This is a genomic window from Pseudoalteromonas luteoviolacea H33-S (genome assembly GCF_001625695.1).
In the GTDB taxonomy this organism is placed as follows: Bacteria; Pseudomonadota; Gammaproteobacteria; order Enterobacterales; family Alteromonadaceae; genus Pseudoalteromonas; species Pseudoalteromonas luteoviolacea_B.
Genome location: NZ_AUXY01000111.1, coordinates 25,557 through 49,112, shown reverse-complemented (window position 1 = coordinate 49,112; position 23,556 = coordinate 25,557). Strand labels below are relative to the sequence as shown.

Here is a 23,556-nt window from a genome sequence, read left to right as displayed (position 1 = left end):
ATTAAGATTCTCTTGCTTTTCTTTTTCGCGCGGCAATCGCGCCCATGCCGCGTTTTTGTTTCGCGCCACTTGGTTTTTTAGGGGTAACAGGGGCTGTGTTTGACTGCGCACCACCAAGCAATGTCGCCAAGCTGGCAATACTTGGATGCGCAAACAACTCTGTCATTTGTAAATTTGGATATTGAAGTTTCAGCTCTTCATACACTGCCATCAGTAGTAGCGAGTGCCCGCCAACATCAAAGAAGTTAGCGTGTCGATCGATATCTGGAGTTTTGAGATGTTTTTGCCAGATCTCAGCAATGGCGCGCTCGGTGTCATTTTGCGCAAGCTCCACGGCTTTAACCACACGCTCAATTTTAGGCAGCTGTTTGCGCTCCAACTTACCGCTGGCGTTTATCGGCAGTTTTTCTAGCACCAGAATATCGCTAGGCACCATATATGCAGGCATGCGCTCACCCAGCGCCCTTTTGAGCTTCTCTGCGAATCCTTCATCGCTGTATTTACCACTTTGAATGTAAGCGATTAAACCCAGCCCATGCGCTTGCTGCTCCGTGACCACAACTGCCATCTCTACATCAGGTAATTGGCTCAAGTGCTGCTCAATTTCACCTAGCTCAACACGAAAACCACGAATTTTTACCTGATGGTCGTTGCGCCCGTGGTACATCAAGGCATCGCCTTGCCAGCTGACCATATCACCCGTGGCATACATGCGCGCGCCATCATCGCTAAATGGATCCGCAATAAAACGCGTCGCTGTCATTTCCGGCTGTGCCCAATAACCTCGTGCTAAAATATCACCGCCTACAAACAACTGACCCACTTGACCATTGGGGACTATCTCCAAGTTATCATCAAGGATATACAATTTACGTCCGGCCAAGGCATGACCCAGGGGTACTGACTGATTCTCTTGGCCATGAGTAGCAAAATCTTGGCAAGGGTGGATTGCGGCTTCAACGACGATTTCAGTCGGGCCATAGGTGTTAAGTAATCGTACCTGCGACAAGCCAGTATTTTGCCAATCTTGAATACCCGCTACAGACATGGCTTCACCGCCTGAGTGAACTTGTCTTAATTTAGGTAATGCAAGCGCGGCTTGTTGTGCTTTGCGTGCCCAACTGGCGCTGATACTGCGCCAATACGCAGCGCTTAAATCCATCACTGCAACATCATGCTTTTGTGCCTGCTGATAAAGGGTATCAGCATCCCACAAGGCATCACCGCGCAGTAATACCGCAGCGCCCACGGCCCATGTTGGGAAGAGCTGCTCAACAAACGCATCAAAGTTCGCAGTGGCAAATTGCAGCACGACATCATCCGCTTGTAAGTGGATAAACTGCTTGGCCGACTCGATGTAGCGAGACAATGCGCCTAACTCAATGGCAACGCCTTTGGCTTTACCTGTGGAGCCGGACGTATAATTGAGGTATGCGGTTTGCTGACAATGGCGTGTTACTGCTGATGCCCCCGTATTGAGATGCTGCTCACCCAAAAGGGTTTGTGGCGACAATAACATGCCGTCAAATGATACCGCCAGTTCGGTGTCATCACTGAGTATGGCTTGGCAGCCACTGTCAGTGAGCATATGCTGTAACTTATCCGCAGGGAATTGCTTATCGAGCGGTAAATAAGCGGCTCCCGCTTTAAGACATGCCAACGTACTGGCCAGCATCAGTGGCTTTCTGCTTTGCATCACACCAACGACAGATTCTGTGCTTAAGCCTTTTGCCATTAAGCCATGGGCCAAACGATTTGAGGTCTGCTCAAGCCACTCATAGCTGTAGTGCTGATCGTTATAAATCACCGCGGTACGCGCAGGCGTTTGTTGTGCAATCTCACTGATGGCATCTAACCAAGGCATATCCGGTAATGTCACCACAGCGCCAAGGCCTTGCGTGATCGCCTGTGTTTTTTGTGTGTGGGTTGCTAAATTGCCTATCGCTGTCGTCGGTTCATCCACCGCATTGCGCAATACAGTGTTGAAGGCAAGCACCACCGATTGCATATATTCAGTATCAAATAGGGCTGCGTTATATTGGAACTCCAACAATAAGGCGCCATCATTTAATAGACGCGAGTCTATGCTCAAATCAAACTGAGCTTGCGATTGCAGTGCCGCGACTTTATCCACCGCAACGCCAGGCAAGTCAAGCGACTGCTGTACGTCCTGTTCAAGGTGGTTAAACATCACTTGAAATAGCGGGTTTTGCCCTAGGCTACGGTCTGGGTTGAGTGCTTCAACTAATTTTTCAAACGGTAAATCCTGATTTTGTTGTGCTGCAATCACCTGCTCTTTGGTTGCCGCTAACACCTCAACAAAACTTTGCTGGGCAGAGAGTGTATTGCGCTGCACCAGAGTATTGATGAAAAAACCCACCAAAGAATGTAACTCTGAATAGCGGCGATTCGCCACCGGCACGCCAATGCGCGGCGTGCGTTTGCCAGCATAGCGATAGAAAAACACCTGCAAGCTAGTGAGCAATAACATGAATAAACTTGCACCATGGCGATGCGCAAGCGCTTGAAGCTGTTCAACCTCTTGATAAGACAATTGTAGTGTTTGACTTTGCATCGGTGCAGGGCCATTAGGCTGCCTGATATGCTGAGGCGTGAGTAACTCTTCATCATCACTGCCTTGCAACAATTGCTGCCAATACGAGAGCTGGCTGTGCGCATCGGCACTGGATAACCACTGCTGCTGCCAAGCGGCGAAGTCACCATAATTAATCGCCGCCGGTACGTGAGTTAACGTCTTACCCTCAGCAAGCAACTGATAAGTGCGGCTAATATCCGCAAGGATAAGGTCAAAACTCCACGCATCACTGGCGATATGGTGCATCACCAGCACCAACTCAAAGCGCCCCTCTGCGCGTTTTAACAGCGCAGCTCTGAAGTTTTCGCCTTGTTCCAGCGCAAATGGTTGCTGATAAAATGTCTCTACCCATGCGGCAATATCCGCGTCAGACTGCGTCGTCACATCAAGCGACTGCCAGTTCAACTGCTGCTCGGTTAAGCGCTGCTGCCATTGTCCATCTTGATCTTTCACATACGCATGTCGCAAGGCGCCTTGCTGCTCTAACACCTGTTTAAGCGCAGTTTGTAAGTGTGTGTCGATGACATCCCCATGCAGCGTTAAGCTGGCACCGATGTGATATGCGCTACTCGTAGGCTCAAGTTGCCATAAGAACAATTGTCTTTGTTGCTGTGCGCTCAGTGTGTAAGCGGTTTGGGCCAATGCAGGGATCGCCACTTGATGTGCTTTTGTATTGATACTCTCTCGTACCAGCTGGCAAAAATCAGCAAATTTATGCGCAGCAAATACCGCTGTCGGATCAATTTGGCACTCGCATGTCTCTTGTACTTTTGCCAGTAGCAAAGCAGCCTTAATTGAGCTGCCACCTAAGGCAAAAAAATCGGCATCATTGCTGTTCACTGGGTAGCGAAGCACTTCTTGCCACAACTCAGCCAAGGTATGTGTGAGGGTATCCCAGTCTTGCTGGTCTTCACCACCATGACTGATGGATAACTGCTGTAATTGAGCGAGGTTAAATACCCCGTAGGTCGCCAGTTTTTCCTCATTGAGTAATTTCATGCACGCGCTGCGCTGTAATTTACCGCTGGAGGTTTTTGGCAATCCGCCTTGATCTAATAACACCACCAACTCAGGGCAATGACCAAATTGCTCAATGATAAAGTCTCTGATAATTTTTGCGCTTTGTTGCGCTGGCACCTCATTGCGATACACATTGGCGGTTTCAATGGCAATACCTATGCCCTCGCCGCTTTCTTCACTTGGTACCGGAAATGCCGAGACACGGCCTTGACGCACAAAGCTGATGGCGCCTTCAATTGCGCGCTCAATATCTTGTGGATAGACGTTGTGACCATTCATGATGATCAAATCTTTTTGGCGACCAGAGATGTAAAGTTGACCATCATGAATGTAACCAACATCTCCAGTGCGCAGCCAGCGCTTGCCAGCGTGCTCAACAAATGTCTCTTGTGTGGCTTTATCATTGCGCCAATACCCAAGAGCAATGCTTGGACCGCTCGCCCAGATCTCACCAATACCGCCCTCTGCAACTTCATCGAAACTGGATGAACAGGTGATGCGCACTTGGTGTTCACTGGCTGGTACGCCGCACCCAACCTGGTGACCATATTCTTCAGTATCACGCGTATCTGCAACTTGCTGATATACCGCTTTACCCGATGCCAAGGCTTGGTTATCAAATGCCTTGATAACCGCGCCCTGTGCAGGAATACTGCCGGTCACAAATAAAGTGCCTTCGGCAAGACCGTAACAGGGGTAAAGCGCGTTACTATCGAAACCTTGCGCTGCATATTTGTCGACAAAATTCAGTAAAGTATCGTGACGAATAGGTTCTGCGCCGGAGAAAAACACCCGTAAACTGCTCAAGTCAATGTCTGCAATTTGCTTGTCTTTAATGCGCTCAATACAAAGGCGATAAGAAAAATCAGGGCCGCCACTGATGGTCGCGCGATATTGGGAAATCAACTGCAACCAGCGTGCTGGGCGCTCCATAAAATAACGCGGTGAGCACAAGATCAATTTAAAGCCTGAGTAAATCGGTTGCAGTAGCCCACCAATCAAGCCCATATCATGGAACAGCGGCAACCAGCTCACTATGGAATCATCGCGACTGATCTTAAGGCCTTCAGCAATGGCTTTTTCATTGGCGATCAAGTTGCCATGACTGACCATCACCCCTTTGGGTTTGGCCGTTGAGCCTGAGGTATATTGTAAAAATGCAATGTCATCACTGCTGGCACAGTAGCGCTCAACGTCTTCGATTTGCTCACAAAACTCGTCAATCACCAGCATTTTGCTGCCATGGACTTGCTCAACCAATGCCTCGACGGTGGCAGTATAGCGTGCTGTTGTTAGCACAAGTGCCGCTTCTGAATCTTCTGCAATACCCACAGTACGTGCAATATGCTGGGCTTTGGTCGACTCTGGTGGAAAACTCGGAATAGCAGTCACACCTAAATACTGACAAGCTAAAAAGCTGGTCACGTACTCAATGCCGGTATCCATCAAGATCAGCGCTCTGTCGCCTGCCACAACATGATTTTTTAAATGACTGGCCACCATTAAGCTCTGTGCATACAGTTCTCCATAGCTCCATGGTGTGTGTGCTTTTTTATCAACACATACCAGCGCCGTTTTGTCTGGCTGCTGCGCAACATGCTGCGCTAAATGATCCATGATGGTAATGGCGTTCATGATTTACTCCATGAGATATAACTAGCAATGCGCATCGTGTTTGGTGCTTTTACCGCTCACACTATGTCGAGAGAATGCTTAATGCGCTTAAGTAATTGAGTGTTTTATGGCGGGAGTCCGCCTGATCGCAATGTGACGTGATAGTTGAGTCTGTAATGTCAGTGTGCGGGCTTGCCTAACTCACTGATTATATGACTCAATTTCACTTATTGGCCTGACCTATTGCGCCATAGTTTGGCGTAAGCTTAACGGGCGCATATCAGTCCAATGGGTTTTGATATGTTCAAGGCAAGTTGCTTTATCGCCACTAACACCTGTGTCTTGCCAGCCACCGGGTATCGTCTTATAACTCGGCCATAAAGAGTATTGTTCTTCGTGGTTAATGATTACTTTAAAAGTGCCATTTTCGTTGTCAAAGCTCATCACATTTTTCCAAAAATTAGACTGTCGCCACTGTGACGCGCGACAGTCTAGGATTTTTAGTCTTTTTTCACGCTAAGTGTGATTTCACTGACTTTATTTTGCTTGATCTGTGCATCTGTGTACGGCAAATCAATCAATCCTTTGCCAGCAGCATAGTGTTCACTGGCATCAGAGAAGTGTGGTGAATTTGGATTATTACTCTGTGAGTAAGTCAACAGACCACGGGCTTGCGGACCGTGCTGATCAAAGCCGACCACCATCATCCAGCTAGAACCATAGTTGATTGGATAACCATCTGTACTCAAGCCAGTGCTCACTGTCCAGTTTTCGTTTAACACTTCTTTTAACGGCGGCGCTAACTGTGGTGAAAATGAGGTCAGATCCATCGCATTGGTTGTTGAGTAAATATTAAAGCCACCACTGTTGTGCTCAGCGCCTGGCCAAGGGATGCGGCGGTCACCCTTTTGCAAATACTGTAACTCACCCAATGGTGCATCAATGGCGAAGCCTGCATTTTCAAGGTGCTTACTTGCAGCCAATAACTTAACCAAAGTTGCTTTGTCCGCTTTGACAATACTTGGCGTCACAGCAGGAAATGCTGGATTAAATTGCACTAGTAAGTTCTCATCTTCCAATAAGCTAAAGAACTCTTTTGCAAGTGGCGCAGACACCGAGTTTGCATTAAATTTGCCATCCCATTTTGCAAATGCACGACATGCTGGATCGACAGGCATACTTAAAGTATCAGTCACTTTAAGCGTTTGACCTGCATACAATGCACATGCAGCCATCACTGTTGGTTTGTAAAGTTCAAACGACGCGCTGGTACCTGTGACGATGCTTTCTAATTCATGACGGTCAAATTTACCATCTGCACCGCGGGCAAAACGCAGTAAGTTTAAGTTATAACGCGTGCGACGTGTTTGCTTATAATCAGTATGGCCATACAACGGCGAGTAGCCTGTCAATTTTTCATTTAGGTTCGTTAACCAGTATGAATTATTGGCATTTTGTACATAATCTTGACGACGTAATTTAGGTGCACGCTCGTACGGAATTTCTTGCTGGTAGACCAATGCACTGCTAGTACCCGGTAAAACAGCCATACGCGTGTTTTTATACACTTGTGAAATCACCGGATGTGAACGCAGCAGCTCTTCACCCATCGCAGGTAAATCTGGTACGTTAGAATCATCGATGTAGAACACTTCACCTTGATTATCTGCCACAAGGGTATTGTTAAACGCCAAACCATCTAGCGTTTTAAAGGTATCGATGAACTCGTCTAGGTTATTAGCGCGGTTCATTGCCAGCCAGTGGTCAATCCCTTCCAAATTATTTAAGTTGGTATCGCGCACAACATAGGCATTTTTGTCATCCCACTTGAAGTTTTTCTGATCTTCAAGCACATAACCAATGGGTGTCGTGAAGTAGTCTTTCTTCATGGTGATCACGCCCATTGGCGTTAAGACATCAACATTAACCTGTTTCTTCTCAATATCTTGCCATTGACCATCAAATTTATATTGCAGCGGGTTTGTAGGGTTTAACTCAAGCTGATAGATGACTTCATGACGTGCTGCTGAGTAGGTATGTGTCCAAGCAATATTTTGGTTGAAGCCGATATTCACAATCCCAGGTACACCCACCACTGACGCACCCATGGTGCTAAAGTCGCCTTCTACACTGGCATGGTTAGCCCAAAATCTCAGGTTACCATTAAATGGGAAATGTGGATTGGCAAGCAATAAACCGCGGCCATTATCAGTCACTTCATGACCCAATGCCCAACCATTTGAGCCCTGTGTAAGTTGCTTTGGCTTATAATTTGTGTTGTTTGCCATTAACCAAGGCTGTGACTCCTCACTTTCTTGCTTCGCAATCACTGGTAGCCACTCTGTGCCTGTACCCGGATTTGCTTGAAGAATTTGTACCAATAAACGGCCAATGCTATTCTGAACTGCAGACGCTAACACTGACGCAACGACATCTACGCCTTCAATCGGTTGCACCCAGGCTTTACCATCACATGCTGGCGCCAAAGTCGCTTTACCTAGGTTTACATCTTGTAGGTACTGGTTATAACCCGCAGCAAAACCCTCTGCTAGTGATCGTGTATCTGCTGAAAGATTGGCATATTCGCGCTCAACTCGACCGCGTAAGTCAATAATTTTATAGCCTAAATCTAAGCTAACAAAAAAGTTATCTTGCCCGTTTTTATGCGGACCCAAATACTTGGCGCGTTCGCCTTTAACACGCACATAACCATCTGCCAAAATACAGGCATGATCTTGTGCTTGGGCATACGCATTACCATAGCCTAAGCCAAATAAAGATTTTGCTTGAATATGCGGAATACCATGCTCGGTACGTGTGATCTTGACATCTTCGCTCAGACTCATTGACGACGTACTCGCCTCTGCGCCGAAATGAATACCAGTTATGGTACATGCTGCCAAAATTGGTACTAATGTAGATTTTAACTTCATAACTTTCCTTAAGTTCTTAAACGCTTCGAAAATTTAAACCCGTGCTCTCAAGACGATACAAACCGTAAAAAACCAAAGAAAATAACAAGATTATTTGTTGCAAAATAAGCAACTAAAGTTAAGCAAACAAAACCAAAATTAATTCACAGTTAATTTTCCTTTAATTATCAAAGCCGCATAAAACACTTGACTGTTAATAGAAGATCAAAATAACATAATAGTGATAATAATTCGCATTATCTATTACGGATCAACTTTCAAGACAAATAGGAGTGAATACAGTGCAGCTGTGCAACAAGTGGTCTAAAGTGATTGCTGAGAATGAGGCAAAATTACTGGCTTATTTGAATAACATCTTACGCTGCCCATATCTGGCCGAGGATGCCCTACAAGATACGTTTTTACGCTTATCAGGTATGTCTAAATGCCAAGATTGTCAGGTCAAAAATACCAAAAGCTATTGCTATCAGGTTGCGAGAAACATTGCCATTGATATGATCCGAAAACAAACTCGTGAGTCTTTAGTGGACTTAGAGTCTATTCAAAATGAACAGTTTGATGACGAGAGCTCAAACCTTGAAGAAAAGTATATTGATGCGCAACTATCAGACAAGGTGAATAGCACCATTGGTAAGCTATCTAAACGCCATCAAAACGTGGTCAGCTTTTACCGAGATGGTCGTTTGAAGCAGAAAGAAATCGCCAAAATGTACCATATTTCACCAACGTTAGTGAACTTTATGATTAAAGAAGCGATCCAATCTTGTCAGAATGAACTGCAAGCAGGTGCTGTGGCTCACTAATCTGGTAGCCCCAAAACATTTTTTACATTGAGCTTGGCGGCAATAAAGTCGCCATGCGCTACGTACATCAAACCAGCTAATTTGCGTACAGTATAGTCTTCTTGTGGATCTAACTTGCCATCTGCAAATGCAACCATCCATAGCAACTCAATCACTTCAATACGCGCTTCTTCACTGGTATTGTCATTGACGACCTTCACAAAGCGATGTAAATCAATTGCTTCATTAACCAACTGCTGTGCCTTGCTACAGATAAGATCACTGTTATCGGCTGATAACTGACAGTGCTGCTGCAACAGCTTAGTTATCATCTTTAACTCATCAGGGGCGATATCATTATCAGCCCTCATCACCTCAACCATCAAAGCACCTAACGCAGTTGCAAAATCTACTGGTGCAGGATGCTCAGGTTGTGAATCGAATTTATTTAAAAATAGCTTTATACGTTCTAACAATTGTCGCCCCTTTTGATACAATTAGTAAATAAATGCTCTATCAATGGTTTGATTGTAAATATGCAGCCTAGCAACACTTTAGCCAATAAACTCGCCGTAAAAATACTCACAATTATATCTCTTAGTTTACTCAGTGCCTGTAACTTCACGCCAAACAAACTCGGCGTTACTGAAAAGTACTATGATTTTGATCACAAAGTACATTACGAACAAATTAAGTATAACGATGACCATTATTACTTACAGATAAAATCGGATTCTTACGAGCATTTTTTGCAACAAAGTGTGTTTTTATTGCGCCATAGTCAAAAGCTATGCGGTGGCGTCAAACCACAAATATTATTGCACGGAGGCGTACAAAAATTTGATCGCTTACCAACTTACCCTCGCCCATATCAGCCAGATCTGCGCGTTGAAGTGAAATGTGTAAAAGAGGAAAAATAACCTACTAGAGACCAGCATCCAAGTTTGAGATGCTGGCTGATAACACCAAGGTTAGTCTTGATATCCCCACGGTGCTTTTGGCGCTTTAACTGGTTTAGTTAAATCAAAGTCAACTCTAAACTCTCTGCCTTCGCGTACTAAGCGATAAGTAAACTTATCATCATAGATAAACATCTGCCATGTATTACCCATTGATTGTGGAATAGCATGCTGAATGAACAATTCTTTTGAATATTGATCAGCTGGGAATGATTGCACATTGTCAAAACCGGCATCGACAGTGTGGCCACCATACATAGTAGATTTATCATCACTACCGTCTTTATGACGGTGATCGTGTTTAAGGCTCAGGCCACTGCCTGTTTTAGTAATGATCCAAGTACGCGATGCATCTTTACCAACATGAAATGGAACTTGCAACTCACGTTCGTTACAACGACGAACATGCATCACCAACCGCTCTTCGCTGAATGCGCTAGGACCCTGATTATCTACTGTTACTTTGCCCTCATATGCTTTACCACAATGCGCTTTAATTTTATCAAAAAAAGCATCATGAGTTGGAATAGAGACAAGAGGCGCAGGGCGAGCAATAGCAGCACTACTAGCGATTACGGTCGCTGCAGCTAATAAAGAAGCTGTAAACTTATTCATCGAATTGTTCCTAAATATGAAAAGCCAAAGACTAGAACGCCTTTGGCATAATGGCAAAAAAATGCGATGGTTGGTTTAGAACTCAAGAATTATTGCCACGGCCTTGCAGCCTGTAGCTTTTGCTCAAAGGCATCAATATAGTGATTAAGCTGCTCTGTTTCTCCAATAAAATCTAAACCACTGAGTAACCTCGCCTTGATATCCGAACGGACCTCAAAGGGAATATCAGCAAAGTGCTCACTACAAATCACTTGGTTTTCAAGATCAATCTCTATGTGTACTTGCGGGTGCGATTCACACACCGCAAATAAACCATCTAACACCTCAGCTGACAATGCCACACACAGCATCTGGTTGTTGCCACAGTTATTGAAGAAAATATCTGCAAAACTTTCTGCCAAGATCACACTAAAGCCATATTGCTTAAGTGCCCAAGGTGCATGCTCACGAGACGAACCGCAGCCAAAGTTGTCCCGAGTCAATAAGACCGTAGCACCGTGATAACGCTCAAAATTCAGCACAAACTCTGGATCAGGCTCGCCGCTGTCTAAATATCTCCAATCGTAAAAAAGTGCTTTATCAAAACCATCTCGACTCGTTGACGTTAAAAATTGCTTAGGAATAATTTGGTCAGTATCAACGTTGTTTTTATCCAATGGCGCCATTAACCCACTATGATACTTGCTCATCTTTGCGCTCCTCGGATATCTGTAAATCGACCTGCGATTGCCGCCGCAGCCGCCATTGCCGGACTAACCAAATGGGTTCGTCCACCCCGACCCTGTCGGCCTTCAAAGTTACGATTCGACGTAGATGCACAGCGTTTGCCAGCACCTAATCTATCGTCATTCATGGCCAAGCACATAGAGCAACCAGGTTCACGCCATTCGAAGCCCGCGGCCATGAAAATATCAGCGAGCCCTTCTTGCTCAGCCTGTTGTTTTACTAAACCAGAGCCCGGTACTATCAGCGCTTCTACACCTCGAGCGACTTTTTTACCTTCAACTATCTTTGCAGCAGCGCGTAAGTCTTCAATGCGGCTATTGGTACAAGAGCCAATGAAGACCGTGTCAACTTTAGCATCAGATAACCTCTGCCCAGCTTCGAGCCCCATATAACGCAGTGCTGATCGCATGGAGTCAGCTTTGATAAGATCTTGCTCTTCATCCGGATTTGGTATCAACTCATCAATGCCAATCACTTGCTCGGGGCTCGTGCCCCACGTCACCTGAGGCTGAATGTCTTCAGCATCCATTTCAACCACGCGATCAAACTGCGCCCCCTCATCTGAATGCAGCGTTTTCCAATACGCAACGGCGTGAGTGAAATCGTCACCTTTTGGTGCAAAAGGACGTCCTTGCAAATAGGCATAAGTTATCTCATCAGGGGCAATTAGACCGGCCTTTGCGCCCATCTCTATGCTCATGTTACAAAGCGTCATACGTGACTCCATCGACAAGGCTTCGATGGCAGTGCCACAAAACTCTGCAACATAACCGGTACCACCAGCGGTGCCGAGCTCACCGATCACAGCCATAATTAAGTCTTTTGCGGTGACGGTTGGTCGCAGTAAACCGTTGATCTGAATTTTGAGTGACTTCGCTTTTTTCTGCTGCAGTGTTTGCGTTGCCAAAACATGTTCTACTTCTGAGGTACCGATACCATGTGCTAATGCCCCAAAAGCACCATGGGTCGACGTATGGCTATCACCACATACTATAGTTGTGCCGGGTAATGTGATCCCTTGTTCAGGCCCCATGACATGAACAATCCCCTGATTAATCGATTCCAAATCATAAAGCTCGACACCAAATTCAGCACAATTATTTGCCAGCGCTTGAAGTTGATTTTTGCTCACTTCACTGGCCGCATCAATCGAACGGCTTTTGGTTGATACGTTGTGATCCATGGTCGCGAAGGTTTTTCCTGGACAACGTACTGGGCGATTTTTCTCTCTCAGACCGGCAAATGCTTGCGGGGACGTCACCTCATGTACTAAATGCCTGTCGATATACAGTAAATCAGTCTGTTCATTAATTTGCGCAACCACATGGGATTGCCAAATCTTATCGTATAAAGTCTGTGCCACTTGCTACATCCTTCCTTTAAAAACGGATCTTAAATACGATCAACTATCGCTTGCGCAACATCTTGCGTGGTATACCCTGCCTGTGGATATATATCTGGCGTACCCACCCCTTGTGCCACGGCTTCTGCGACGGCTTTTTCAATGCGTCTGGCTGCCTCATCTTCACCCAGTGAATAACGCAACATTAAAGCGGCACTTAAGATTTGTGCAATTGGATTTGCAATGCCTTTGCCTGCAATATCAGGGGCAGATCCACCAGCAGGTTCATACAAACCAAACCCAGACTGATTTAAACTCGCCGACGGTAGTAGCCCCATAGAGCCGGTTATCATGGCGCATTCATCAGACAATATATCGCCAAACAAATTGTCACATAAAAGCACATCAAACTGGCTAGGTTGCTTCACCAACTGCATCGCAGCATTATCGATATAGATATGCTCAAGCGTGACATCAGGATAATCTTGGCTGACTTCAATCACGACCTCTCGCCACAATACACTGGATGCTAAAACATTTGATTTATCAACCGATGTAACATGATTACGACGCAAACGTGCGGCATCAAAAGCAAAACGTGCAATGCGCTCAATTTCTTTACGGCTGTACTTTTGTGTATCGAAAGCAAACTCACTGTCACCACTGCCTTGACGGCCCTTTTCACCAAAGTAGATCCCACCTGTTAGCTCTCGCACACATAAAATGTCAAACCCTTGTGCACTGATGTCTTCACGCAGTGGCGATGCCGCGCTCAGGGCCGGTAAAAGCTGCGCAGGCCTAAGATTACAAAATAGACCAAAGTGCTTTCTAAGTGGTAATAAAGATGCACGCTCCGGCTGTTTTTCCGGTGGTAAATCAGCCCATTTTGGTCCCCCTACAGAGCCAAACAAGATTGCATCGGCTTGCTCACATGCAGACAATGTATGTGCTGGTAATGCCTCACCAAATTCATCGATTGCAGCGCCGCCAATGGCTTGATGAACCAAATTTAATTGAAACGCAAATTCTTCACTCACGCGTTCAAGCACACGCTGGGCAGCAGCCATTACCTCAGGGCCTATGCCATCGCCTGCCAAGACTGCGACTTGATAACTTTTTTGACTCATCCTGCTTTCCTTTGTTGTTTAAGGTTAGACACTTTTCGCGCCCTATCGATTAAGTTGTAAACACGGATCATGGCTCGCGCTGATGCTTCAACGACATCTGCAGCAAGACCTGCGCCGTGATATTGGCGACCATCACATTTTGCAATGATGTTCACCTGGCCAAGTGAGCTTGCTCCTTGACCTGTCGCCTCTAGGTTATATTCAATCATCTCTACAGCTTGACCTGTGATCCGCTCAATCGCTAAAAATGCAGCTTCGACTGGGCCATTGCCTGTCGCCGCTTCTTGAATGAGTTCACCGCCAAGGCTCATGCCCACAGTCGCACTAGCAATGGACTGAGAATTAGAAGATGCATTAACAAACTGTAACTGGTAAAACTCATCTTGTTCGGCGAGTTTATTAAAATAAATCATGGCCTCTAGGTCGTAGTCATACACAGTGCCTTTCTGATCCGCCAGCTCCAAAAAGCTGGTATAAAGCTGGTCCATATCGTAGTCATGTGATTGATAACCCAGCTCTGATAAGCGGTGTTCGATGACGTGTCTGCCAGAACGAGAGGTCATGTTTAGTTGGTTATTCGGCACGCCGACCATGTCTGGTGCCATAATTTCATAGGTATTTTGCGCTTTTAAAACGCCGTCTTGGTGAATACCGGAACTGTGCGCAAACGCGTTTTCGCCTACAATGGCTTTATTTGGCTGTACCGGCATATTACAAATTGTCGCTACTTGGCGAGACGCGCGATAAATTTCTTCACTGCGAATATCTGTCTGTACTTTTAAATGGTCTTCACGCATTTTCATGATCATCGCCACTTCTTCAAGTGAACAATTCCCTGCACGCTCCCCAATTCCGTTGATGGTACATTCAATTTGCCTCGCGCCTGCTTGCACGGCGGCAATCGAATTTGAAACCGCTAAACCAAGATCATTGTGGCAATGTACACTCAATCTTGCTTTATCAATATTTGGCACGTTGTTACGCAAATGGTGGATAATGGCTGAAAACTCATCAGGCGTGGTGTAGCCCACTGTGTCAGGTATATTGATGGTCGTCGCGCCCGCTTTAATAGCGCGTTCAACCACCTTGCATAAATCAGCATATGGCGTGCGACCAGCATCTTCACAAGAAAACTCAACATCATCGGTATACTGTAAAGCTTGTCTGATTGAGCGCTCCGCCATATCGATGACGTCATCTAGAGACTTGCGTAATTTATGCTCTAAATGCAGCGGACTAGTCGCGATAAAGGTGTGAATACGAGGTCGTTCGGCCCCTTGCAATGCCAATCCACAGGCTTCAATATCTTTTGGCATTGCACGAGCTAAGCCACATATAACAGGTCCCTTTACTTCGTGCGCAATACGCTGAACGGCTCTAAAATCAGCAGGACTCGACACTGGGAAGCCCACTTCCATCACATCGACATTCAGTCGACTTATGGTATGCGCTAACTGAATCTTATCTTCTTCTGTCAAGCTCGCTTTCAGTGCTTGCTCGCCATCTCTTAACGTTGTATCAAAAATCCAAACCTTGTCCTGCATTCCTATTTCCTCGCTCGCGCAAAATAAAAAACCCCGCTCATTGGCGGGGTTTGCTATTTGGTTGCTCATACACGCAACTAAGCCCCGCCCTTATCTAAATTAATCAGTAAGAGGTTAAGCAAAGTTGTCAGTAACATGATGTTTTTCATTGTGAGCAATCGTACCTGTTGATGTATTAACTATGTTGTAACACGTCCAAAAAGCACAGATCAAGCATAAAATTTTCAACAATACGTGATCGGATACTAAATTTAAAAACAAGACCACCAAAAAAACCTGAAAATAAGGTTAAATAATGCATAAAAAGGGAAGGAGATATAAGGCGAGTCTACAAACTTCGCTTATAGATAGATTAAATATTGTGTATAAAAAAACCGCCAAAAAGGCGGTTTTTCTCATTTATTTTCGTCTTCGAAGGGCAAAGCATAATAAACCGAGCAAGCTCACAATGCCTAAGCTGCCTCCTCCGCTGCTTTGCTCGACACGATTACTGGCAGTGTCATCGGTGCTACCGCTATCTGGTGATTTGTTACTATCGGGTGTATCACCATCGTCGCCACCTTCATCATCAGGAACTTTGTCACCATCGCTTGGGGCTTTGTCACCACCGTCTGGGTCTGTATCACCATCGCCCGGGTCTGTATTACCATCGCCTGGGTCTGCATCACCATCGCCTGGATCTGTATCACCATCACCTGGGTCTGTATCACCATCGCCCGGATCTGTTTGCTCTTCAACAAGAATATCAACCTTAAGTGACTTTACAGTCGCCTGCTCCCATAGCAGGTTCAATGCCAGTACATATGTTCCGGCTTCACTAAATACGTGGTCTAACACCGGCTCACTTAACGCATCACTAAGTGGCTGTTCATCTAAGTACCATTGGTATCGAATTGCCTCCAATGGCTCACTTGTAATTAACTGTGCCGTGATTTGAGTTTGCTCTTCTTCAGTAATTAGCTCAGGCAAGGTAATGTCTAGCTCAACAATCTTTGGAGTGACTAAATCAACCTCTTTTTCGCTCTCTTTAATCAAAACGCCATTTTGATAAACTTGCCTTTTAACTAAATAAATCCCGACAGCGTCATATTGATGTTCAGGTTCAGCGAGATGTGAGACTGTACCGTCACCAAAATCCCAAAAATAATCGAGTTGGTTGGCCTCCAACGGCAACGCAAGTGTGATCAATAATGTAGAAATCAACTTTTTCATATCAGCTCCTTGATATATATAATTCAGTAATATCAAAAGACATCACTGCCATAACCAGTATATCTTGTGCCTCCAAGCATGTTAATAGCGCGTTACAAAAAATAGAAAGTATTTTGGTCTGATATTTGAGCCACAGAGGCTATGACTAGCCTCTGTAAATTGCCTAAGCTAAAGGCTAAGGCACTCTGATAGAAGTGGATTTTCAAAACAGCGAGATTTAAGTGCTTCTGCATCAGCTAACTTTATTACTGCTTGATCATAATCAATTTGTGCTTGCACTTTTTCGTCATCTGTCGCGACTTGTAAAAACGCTTTTGCACGCTCTAAATCACGTACCGCTCTGCCATAGTAGCTATCCGCTCGTCGCCAAATCATCTCATCTTCGGTAGTCCGGCTGGCTACCCAATCTTGTGCGCCATAATGACCAGAGTCTTGGAAACTTTTTACGACAAAGCTGCGAGGCACCTTTTCTAATGAGTCTAAATCTTTTGCTAACCCATCATTATCAAAAGTATACGAAACCAATTCATGTAGAGTATCCAGACAGGGACTTATATTACTACCACTACAATAAGTCGGCCGTTCATTGAGTTGCTTTTGTAACCTAACAGGTAGCGGTCCATTAGAATTCACGTCTACGCTAAAAACAGCATTCTCTGCATACTTTTCAATCTCCTTAACTTTGGTAAAAGTTTTTTTAAAGAACAATAAACGGATCTTGACCTTAATTACAAAGCGTTTGTAGTCTTCTTCAGTTTTAAAGTGAAGCCTGGTATTTACAAAAAGATCTCGACCGTAGTTCACTTGATAAATAAAACTATGACCACAGTTTCCAATATCTATATTATTATTTAATGTGCGATTTTCCAGCGTGTCATACCCTTCCTCAAACTCAAGATGTAACTGTGAAGTCAATGACAAGCTGTCAGTCGCATTACGGTGTGTCATGGAAGTCGATACGCTACCAGCGATTATAAAGAGATTGACCCCGCCATGTACTTCACCAAATGTGCGACGCCGAATTAACGTTTCATCGACTCTTTGAAAATAGTTTAAGCGACCAGATAAGCTTGGATGATATTGAACATCTCCTCGCAAGCAAGGCTGTTCAACAGTGTGACTGTTAAAATTGAAACTCTTCCCCAGATCCGATGCTGTAATTTTTTCACTGTAATACACCTTGCCATGAGCTAAACAAGACAACAAAGCAATGGCTGCCAAGTAGATTTTCATATCCGCTCCTTGAAACAAGCCGTATAGCTCAGAAACTATACGGCTATATTCAGCTTATTGGGCAAAGGCATTGCCATAAGTGCTAAGTGCACCTTCACATAAACGCCAGTTTAAGATCCCGCGCGCAGGTGCTGTGGCTTCAATAAAGGTAGGTGCCCAACGTAGATTACGAAAACGTGCACTTTCCTCTTCAGTGACCACACCAGCTCTGACAGCTTCTTGTCTGGCTAACTCACACTGCTTCCAGTCTTGCTGATCAGTGCTTGGCAGCTGTAAATCCGTCACGTTATAACTTGCAGGGCAGGCTTTACCGCGCTGTACACAGGCACTCTTCATTTCTTGCACTTTGTTTTCACACGCATACCCAAACGGGTTATCGCGGCAAAACTGTGCTGCATTAAAGAAAAACCACGCATTGTCATAAGCTAAATTCTTAATACGCTCAACGGCAATACGCTGTGTTTCCGGTAAATACGCATAATAACTATTGAGTAGTTTGTCAGCCCGCTGCTCATCCAAAATCGCTTGCTTAAAGTCATCTTCAAGCTCAGTCGTCAACCACTTAGTCGCATTTCGCACAATTTGGTACTCAGGAACTAAGCCGCGTAGCGCCAGTGATGAGTTCTCATAGCGCGTGGTGTAATAACGTACAACGTTATAATCGCTCAAGCTATTCAACTGTGAATTAAAGCCTGTTTTTGAATATTTAACCGCTTCATAAAACATATCAAAACATGGCTTTGGATTATCTAACGAACAAGTAATGATATTATTTGGGATCACGCTCAATAATTGCTTAGGATCTCCCCCTTGCTGTACTGCACGAACTGTAATCTTTACCGATGACTTAGTTTCATCTTTAAGATATTTAAGCTGACCACCAACCTTAAAAATACCGCCATACAAATCAACGTCGAGATAACCACCAATCTCTGATTTATCTTTGTTGCTCCCGTAATCTATTTTAAGGTTTACTAGCACACTCGCGCCGTATTCAACGCCAGTAACAAACTCATCGCCCACCAAGGTCTGAAGCTTTGTCTGGTGATTGTTCGCAATGTCATTACCCACTTGTGACAACACAAAGCCCTGATTTTGATTTTTGGGTAAGAACAAACGCTTTTTAGGTGTGCTTGCCGCACTGAAAGTATAGGAACTGGAATACGTGCTAGACGCCATTTCTTTTGCTAAAGAGGCACCCGCAGATACGCGCACAACAGGGAAATTGACATCGACATCCACGCTGCCGTTCAGCGTATTGAGCATGTCATCGTAGCTCATATCTATGCCGGTTTTGAACTTAAGTTCTGTGTTTCCAAAGGTTTCATCAATCACCCCTGATACCGGCTGCACATTGAGAAAACGCTTCTTTTGACTGTCATACGCCGTACCAATCGCAACATGATCGTTAATTAGTCCTGAGATCACAGAGCCTGATAAGTTTGAGCTTGAAACATCTGAAGCGGATGTCTGTGCTGCGACGCTTTGCCCAGTTAATGCCATCGCAATAACTGATAAATAAATAGGTTTCATATCATCTTTCCTTAACGAACTGTTACCAGGTAATCTTCAACTTCGCCATATTGAATGCGTGTACATGCGTTGTTGAAACCACCACCTGCATCCAAAGCCAAACGCATGACAGTAATGCCTTTAGGTACATCTGTAGGTATATCATGGGTAAATTCAAATACCCCTTCGCCAGTTGAGTGATGTATCATTTCGTTGCTTTCAAATGTACCATTGTGATTCCAATCAACCCAAGCTCGTAATGCAAAATAACCTGGGTACTCTGGTATAATTTTGCCTGGCGTAATTGTAAATTGTGTGCGCTTGTTGGCGGATAATGTCAATGCTTTTCCTGAAACCATTGTATGGTTATGAGAACCAGATACATGTTCAAAGCCGTCGACCTTAACACTTTCAATCCACTCCCATTCACTGTTATAACTCTTATTTTCACAGTACTTATGCTTTAATACTGTTGTTTTCAACGCTACCGCTTGATATTCTGGAGGCATAATAGTACATGCTTGATTTTCACTTGTTCCAGCAGTCCATTCATATGGGTTAGTAAAGTCTTCATTCGCGAAAGTAACATATTGAGCTTGCCCCGCCGCCACTTTTTCCTGGGACAACCAAAGTTCCCTCAGCTGCTGAATTTTTTGGTCTTTTGGAATGATTTCCCGCGTATCGAACATTTGTTCCCACATTTCAACCAATAAGCCGTCATAGCACTTATTTAACCAAGCAAAACGACCCTGTGCTTCAGCAGGCGTGAGTACATCGCCTAATTCACTATATTGGGCTTGTTGTATTAATTCATCTTTTTGTGTTTGAGCTTGCGCGCCCAATGCCAGTAATGAAGAAACAAGCGCGATTGACGAAACATATGTTCTCGTTGTTAGCTTATTCATGATGGTTTCCTTACTTTAATACGTCGCTGATCGCGCTGTAATCTCGATAATAAGTGAGATTGCCCGCTTCATAATCAATGCAATAATTACCTTCTGGGTTGCGCTCACAGTAGTCAACCATGTCAGCGAATAAGTTTGCATTGGCACGGCTAGAGTTCTCAATTTGCTGCAATTGCCCTAGCTGCTCTGGAGAGAATTGTGCAGCATAGTAACGCTGTAAATTTTTAGATCTACGGTAGGTTAGGCGCTCTTCGATCCAGCGCGCAGTTAATTCCTTAATGACCAATTTAGTCAAATAGTTCACTGGGGTGTAACCTGCATCTGGGATCAATTGCTGTAAGCCTGCTCCTGAATCTAGGTACCTAGTGATATAGCTCTCAGTGATGTTGTAATCATCTAACGTATCAAACTGGTTGATGTAATCTGACTTTAAGTAATTGACTGCAGCTTCAAATAAATTGAAACAAGGCTCTGGATTAAGCAAAGTACACCGCATGATGCCATTGGGAATAATATTTAACAGACGGTTAGGATCGCCGCCACTTTGATAACCACTGATCGAAATTTTTACCGACTGACGCTTTTCTTCATCAACCTTTTGTAATTTACCATCGACTTTTATGTTGCCAATCCAATCAACACTTAGGTAACCACCAATATTGCGTTTATCTTCCTCATTGCGGTATTCAATTTTCATATTGATAACCACATTTGAACCGTAAGCAAATCCTTGAACAAAGCCATCTCCTAAATTGGCAGCCTTATTGCCAGGATATGCTTGCGCCAATTCTTTTGCTGCCTGTGTTGGTTGATACCCATCTTCACCTGTTGGCATCAAAATACGGGACTTGGGCTTCACTGATGAATACACGCTATAGGTGCCTGTGTATCTATCCGCACTGATATCTTTGGCGTAATTTGCCCCAGCATCAACACGCACCGCTGGAAACTTAAAGCCAGCATCGACTTTGCCGTCAATCAGCTTTAGTGCTTGCTCATAACTTAAATCAACACCGACTCGAAAATCGATATTGGTATTACCCAAGTGTTCAACGGCTGTGCCCTGCACAGATTGAAGCCCTAATAAAACATCCCCTTTGCTTTGATAGGCGGTGCCAAGCGGCACTAAATCAATGCTTTTTGTCTCACTTGATAAAGCTTTTAATTCACTTAGCGTCTGTGGGGAATCTGATACTTGAGCAATGGCTGGAACTGCAGATAAAACCAGCGCAAGGCTAATGAAATTATGTTTTTTCATTTGTTTTCACTCCGTGAAGAGGCCTAGATTAGGCCTCTGCTAATTTGTGTCCTATTTGTTCAAGCTGTTTAGGTAATCTTTGTGCCACGCTTCAGGAATGCGCTTAAGAACATCTTGTTCTGTTTCAACAACCTCTTCAAACTCATTGTCTGTTTGCATTGCTAAATCGCCCACTTGCAGTCCATTTGCAAACATAGAGAAGGTTTCACCAGGGCTATGGTTAGGATCATCAGCTGTTCTTGCCAACTTAAGGTTATAGACGTGGTCATCGTACTTCACTTCCTCTACCTTGCTTACCAACTCAAGACCATTACTCGTTCGAATGCGATCGCCAACTTGAACCTTATTAGCCCAAGCTGATACACCAGCTTGCGTTAAAACAGGGTGAGACTCAGTAAGCAGAAGCTCTTTACCTGATTCGGTGGTTAATTTGACCATTGGCTGTGTCTCAGAACCTATAGAAATATCCTTAATTTCTAGTGGCATATGGACATTTGGCGCAAACTGGCTAGCACCTAGCACTGTATCTCCTACATTTAACTGCTCAATTGCTAGCTCTTTACCATTGGCAAGCTTAATTTTTGACCCTTTTGCCAAACAGCTGAACACCATTTGCAGCGGTGGATGATCAATGTCAACAAACGTTTGCTGTTTCGGCATATCTTGGCTTCCAATCACATAGGCAAAGTGTCTAATTTGCTTTGTTGGTCCAAACTGCTGCTCAACTTCAAACGCTAAGTTCATGATCCAGTGTGCATCTTCATAACGGCCATAGAGGCGTGCATCGCCAAATATACCTTTCGATCTAGGAATATTCCAGGATAAACGAGTAACATCGATATACTTTTGCGGCTGACCTTCTTTTGGTTTTCCAATTGGCTTTCTAAAAAGCTTTAAAGAGATGTAATCTGAAAATAAATAATTAGAACCTTGATATCCAGCACCAAGAACAGAGGCCCCCCCGAGTTCTTTAGTTTGAATAAAAATCTCAGAACCATGATAGAGGCCAAAAGGCTGCTCACCTTTTGGGTTAATGATGTAATTTGGGTTGCCTTTATCATCATAAGTAACATTTTTTGTCGACCAATCAGGACGGTAAATCTTGGTTACTTTACCCAGAATATCTCTGTATCCTGTGAAAGGAACAACCACTTTTACCTGCTCATTAGGGGTGCCTGGGTCATAATAAGCGTCAATATCACAGTCGTCATAACGACGGTTTAAACATACCTTAATACGGTTTAGAGTTTTATCGTCTTTGATCTCTTTTTTATCTTTAGGGTTTATAATGTCATATTGGATAAGTGCATATCTGTCAATCCTATCGTAATAGCTACTACTAGGTAAAATAGACATTTCATTGTTAGGGTCATGCATAGCAGCTTGCATTGGTAAATCACGGGCTGTTGCATACGATCTCACATAGCCTAATTCAGCAAGTATCGTCTCTTTTGGATACTCTATACGCATCTGTTTCGCCTCAGTAACTTCCGCACCTGTTGCATCAATATACACAACCACTACCCATGTATTGGCGTAAATTCTCTCTGCTGCCATTAACTTAGGTAAGACCTCATTCACTTTTCCAACTGAACTAATATCCATGCGCTTTTGTGTACTACTCCCCTCGCCAAAGTACTCTAAAACACGAGGGACGGTGATAGGTTGGTTATTTTCATTAACTAAAGTCAAGTCCATATAAGTGTACACGGTAGAACTTGCTTCGCTGTTGATTGCAGAGACGAATATATACTCCTGTTGATCCGTCCCAGTAGCAATTTTAAAGCCTAAGTCTTTAAAGAAAGAGCAGACTTGATCCGAAGTTGTACACATCGCATTTGAGGACTCTGCCAAACTAGTTGTGGCTAAGCCCTGCTCTTTTTCTTGCATTTTTTTGCGCTCAGTATTTCTTAATACCTTGAATAAATGCGGACGATTTTTCTCGTTTAAGCCGTGCTGGCCTAAACGAAGTTTCACCTGCTCAAACTCACTCAATGATGCATCCGGCTGGACAATCGTTTGAATTGTTGGGTTTTCAAATAGGACTGGCGCAGCAGTTGCACACAACGAAGCCCCTCCCAAAGCAGCGATCACTGCTAGGCTAACAAGTTTCATAAAGTTTCCTTTTTTTATGGTGATGCAAAGTAGCTCGTAGGCAAAGTGACCTTTGCCTACATG

The 23,556-nt window shown here is 44.3% G+C and carries 17 protein-coding genes; 2 read left to right on the top strand and 15 right to left on the bottom strand.

Going from position 1 to position 23,556, the window contains the following annotated elements:
* Nucleotide 1 precedes the first annotated feature (1 nt).
* The 3 genes from N477_RS21955 to N477_RS21945 all read right to left on the bottom strand — a co-directional run bounded on the left by N477_RS21955 (nt 2) and on the right by N477_RS21945 (nt 8,163).
* Nucleotides 2-5,251: a non-ribosomal peptide synthetase gene (locus N477_RS21955; RefSeq protein ID WP_063361598.1), complete on the bottom strand. Its 5,250-nt coding sequence runs from the start codon at nt 5,249-5,251 to the stop codon at nt 2-4.
* A gap of 219 nt (nt 5,252-5,470) precedes the next feature.
* A complete protein-coding gene (locus N477_RS21950) occupies nt 5,471-5,674 on the bottom strand; it encodes an MbtH family protein (RefSeq protein WP_063361599.1) in 204 nt (67 codons plus the stop codon).
* Nucleotides 5,675-5,730: 56 nt separating this feature from the next.
* Nucleotides 5,731-8,163: a penicillin acylase family protein gene (locus N477_RS21945; RefSeq protein ID WP_063361600.1), complete on the bottom strand. Its 2,433-nt coding sequence runs from the start codon at nt 8,161-8,163 to the stop codon at nt 5,731-5,733.
* A gap of 281 nt (nt 8,164-8,444) precedes the next feature.
* On the opposite strand from N477_RS21945, the gene N477_RS21940 reads away from it, so the two are divergent.
* Entirely contained in the window at nt 8,445-8,966 is a 522-nt protein-coding gene (locus tag N477_RS21940; RefSeq protein ID WP_063361601.1) for a sigma-70 family RNA polymerase sigma factor, read from the top strand.
* Here N477_RS21940 and N477_RS21935 read toward each other — a convergent pair.
* Nucleotides 8,963-9,421, bottom strand: coding sequence for a TerB family tellurite resistance protein (locus N477_RS21935; RefSeq protein WP_063361602.1), 459 nt, complete (start codon nt 9,419-9,421; stop codon nt 8,963-8,965). The two genes, N477_RS21940 and N477_RS21935, sit on opposite strands and share 4 nt — an antisense overlap.
* A 60-nt stretch (nt 9,422-9,481) precedes the next feature.
* Here N477_RS21935 and N477_RS21930 point away from each other — a divergent pair, with 60 nt between their 5' ends.
* Entirely contained in the window at nt 9,482-9,865 is a 384-nt protein-coding gene (locus N477_RS21930; RefSeq protein ID WP_063361603.1) for a hypothetical protein, read from the top strand.
* A 51-nt stretch (nt 9,866-9,916) separates the two neighbouring features.
* Here N477_RS21930 and N477_RS21925 read toward each other — a convergent pair whose 3' ends face one another.
* The 11 genes from N477_RS21925 to N477_RS21875 all read right to left on the bottom strand — a co-directional run bounded on the left by N477_RS21925 (nt 9,917) and on the right by N477_RS21875 (nt 23,493).
* Entirely contained in the window at nt 9,917-10,519 is a 603-nt protein-coding gene (locus N477_RS21925) for a hypothetical protein (protein ID WP_063361604.1), read from the bottom strand.
* Nucleotides 10,520-10,608: 89 nt separating this feature from the next.
* The gene (gene leuD / locus N477_RS21920; protein WP_063361605.1) at nt 10,609-11,208 is read right to left on the bottom strand and encodes a 3-isopropylmalate dehydratase small subunit; all 600 of its coding nucleotides are present in this window, start codon (nt 11,206-11,208) and stop codon (nt 10,609-10,611) included.
* Entirely contained in the window at nt 11,205-12,608 is a 1,404-nt protein-coding gene (gene leuC, locus N477_RS21915) for a 3-isopropylmalate dehydratase large subunit (protein WP_063361606.1), read from the bottom strand. The genes leuD and leuC overlap by 4 nt, the downstream gene beginning before the upstream one ends.
* Nucleotides 12,609-12,637: 29 nt before the next feature.
* A complete protein-coding gene (gene leuB, locus N477_RS21910) occupies nt 12,638-13,714 on the bottom strand; it encodes a 3-isopropylmalate dehydrogenase (protein WP_063361607.1) in 1,077 nt (358 codons plus the stop codon).
* Entirely contained in the window at nt 13,711-15,258 is a 1,548-nt protein-coding gene (leuA, locus tag N477_RS21905; protein WP_063361608.1) for a 2-isopropylmalate synthase, read from the bottom strand. The genes leuB and leuA overlap by 4 nt, the downstream gene beginning before the upstream one ends.
* Nucleotides 15,259-15,657: 399 nt before the next feature.
* Nucleotides 15,658-16,470, bottom strand: a complete 813-nt coding sequence (locus tag N477_RS21900) for a PKD domain-containing protein (protein ID WP_063361609.1) — start codon at nt 16,468-16,470, stop codon at nt 15,658-15,660.
* Nucleotides 16,471-16,638: 168 nt separating this feature from the next.
* A complete protein-coding gene (locus N477_RS21895) occupies nt 16,639-17,703 on the bottom strand; it encodes a hypothetical protein (protein ID WP_063361610.1) in 1,065 nt (354 codons plus the stop codon).
* A gap of 54 nt (nt 17,704-17,757) precedes the next feature.
* Nucleotides 17,758-19,236 (bottom strand): hypothetical protein, encoded by a 1,479-nt coding sequence (locus tag N477_RS21890; protein WP_063361611.1) that lies wholly within the window; start codon nt 19,234-19,236, stop codon nt 17,758-17,760.
* Between the two features lie 11 nt (nt 19,237-19,247).
* Entirely contained in the window at nt 19,248-20,120 is an 873-nt protein-coding gene (locus N477_RS21885; protein WP_063361612.1) for a GEVED domain-containing protein, read from the bottom strand.
* Between the two features lie 10 nt (nt 20,121-20,130).
* Nucleotides 20,131-21,378 carry a hypothetical protein gene (locus N477_RS21880; RefSeq protein WP_063361613.1) on the bottom strand — a complete coding sequence of 416 codons (1,248 nt, stop codon included), beginning with the start codon at nt 21,376-21,378 and terminating at the stop codon, nt 20,131-20,133.
* Between the two features lie 51 nt (nt 21,379-21,429).
* On the bottom strand, nt 21,430-23,493 hold the full coding sequence (locus N477_RS21875; protein WP_063361614.1) for a Hint domain-containing protein: 2,064 nt from the start codon (nt 23,491-23,493) through the stop codon (nt 21,430-21,432).
* Nucleotides 23,494-23,556 lie beyond the last annotated feature (63 nt).

Excerpts from the sequence above, each read along its gene's own strand:
- N477_RS21955 (WP_063361598.1), bottom strand. The coding sequence starts at position 5,251 with ATGAACGCCATTACCATCATGGATCATTTAGCGCAGCATGTTGCGCAG.
- N477_RS21950 (WP_063361599.1), bottom strand. The coding sequence starts at position 5,674 with ATGAGCTTTGACAACGAAAATGGCACTTTTAAAGTAATCATTAACCAC.
- N477_RS21945 (WP_063361600.1), bottom strand. The coding sequence starts at position 8,163 with ATGAAGTTAAAATCTACATTAGTACCAATTTTGGCAGCATGTACCATA.
- N477_RS21930 (WP_063361603.1), top strand. The coding sequence starts at position 9,482 with ATGCAGCCTAGCAACACTTTAGCCAATAAACTCGCCGTAAAAATACTC.
- N477_RS21925 (WP_063361604.1), bottom strand. The coding sequence starts at position 10,519 with ATGAATAAGTTTACAGCTTCTTTATTAGCTGCAGCGACCGTAATCGCT.
- leuD (WP_063361605.1), bottom strand. The coding sequence starts at position 11,208 with ATGAGCAAGTATCATAGTGGGTTAATGGCGCCATTGGATAAAAACAAC.
- leuB (WP_063361607.1), bottom strand. The coding sequence starts at position 13,714 with ATGAGTCAAAAAAGTTATCAAGTCGCAGTCTTGGCAGGCGATGGCATA.
- leuA (WP_063361608.1), bottom strand. The coding sequence starts at position 15,258 with ATGCAGGACAAGGTTTGGATTTTTGATACAACGTTAAGAGATGGCGAG.
- N477_RS21900 (WP_063361609.1), bottom strand. The coding sequence starts at position 16,470 with ATGAAAAAGTTGATTTCTACATTATTGATCACACTTGCGTTGCCGTTG.
- N477_RS21895 (WP_063361610.1), bottom strand. The coding sequence starts at position 17,703 with ATGAAAATCTACTTGGCAGCCATTGCTTTGTTGTCTTGTTTAGCTCAT.
- N477_RS21890 (WP_063361611.1), bottom strand. The coding sequence starts at position 19,236 with ATGAAACCTATTTATTTATCAGTTATTGCGATGGCATTAACTGGGCAA.
- N477_RS21885 (WP_063361612.1), bottom strand. The coding sequence starts at position 20,120 with ATGAATAAGCTAACAACGAGAACATATGTTTCGTCAATCGCGCTTGTT.
- N477_RS21880 (WP_063361613.1), bottom strand. The coding sequence starts at position 21,378 with ATGAAAAAACATAATTTCATTAGCCTTGCGCTGGTTTTATCTGCAGTT.
- N477_RS21875 (WP_063361614.1), bottom strand. The coding sequence starts at position 23,493 with ATGAAACTTGTTAGCCTAGCAGTGATCGCTGCTTTGGGAGGGGCTTCG.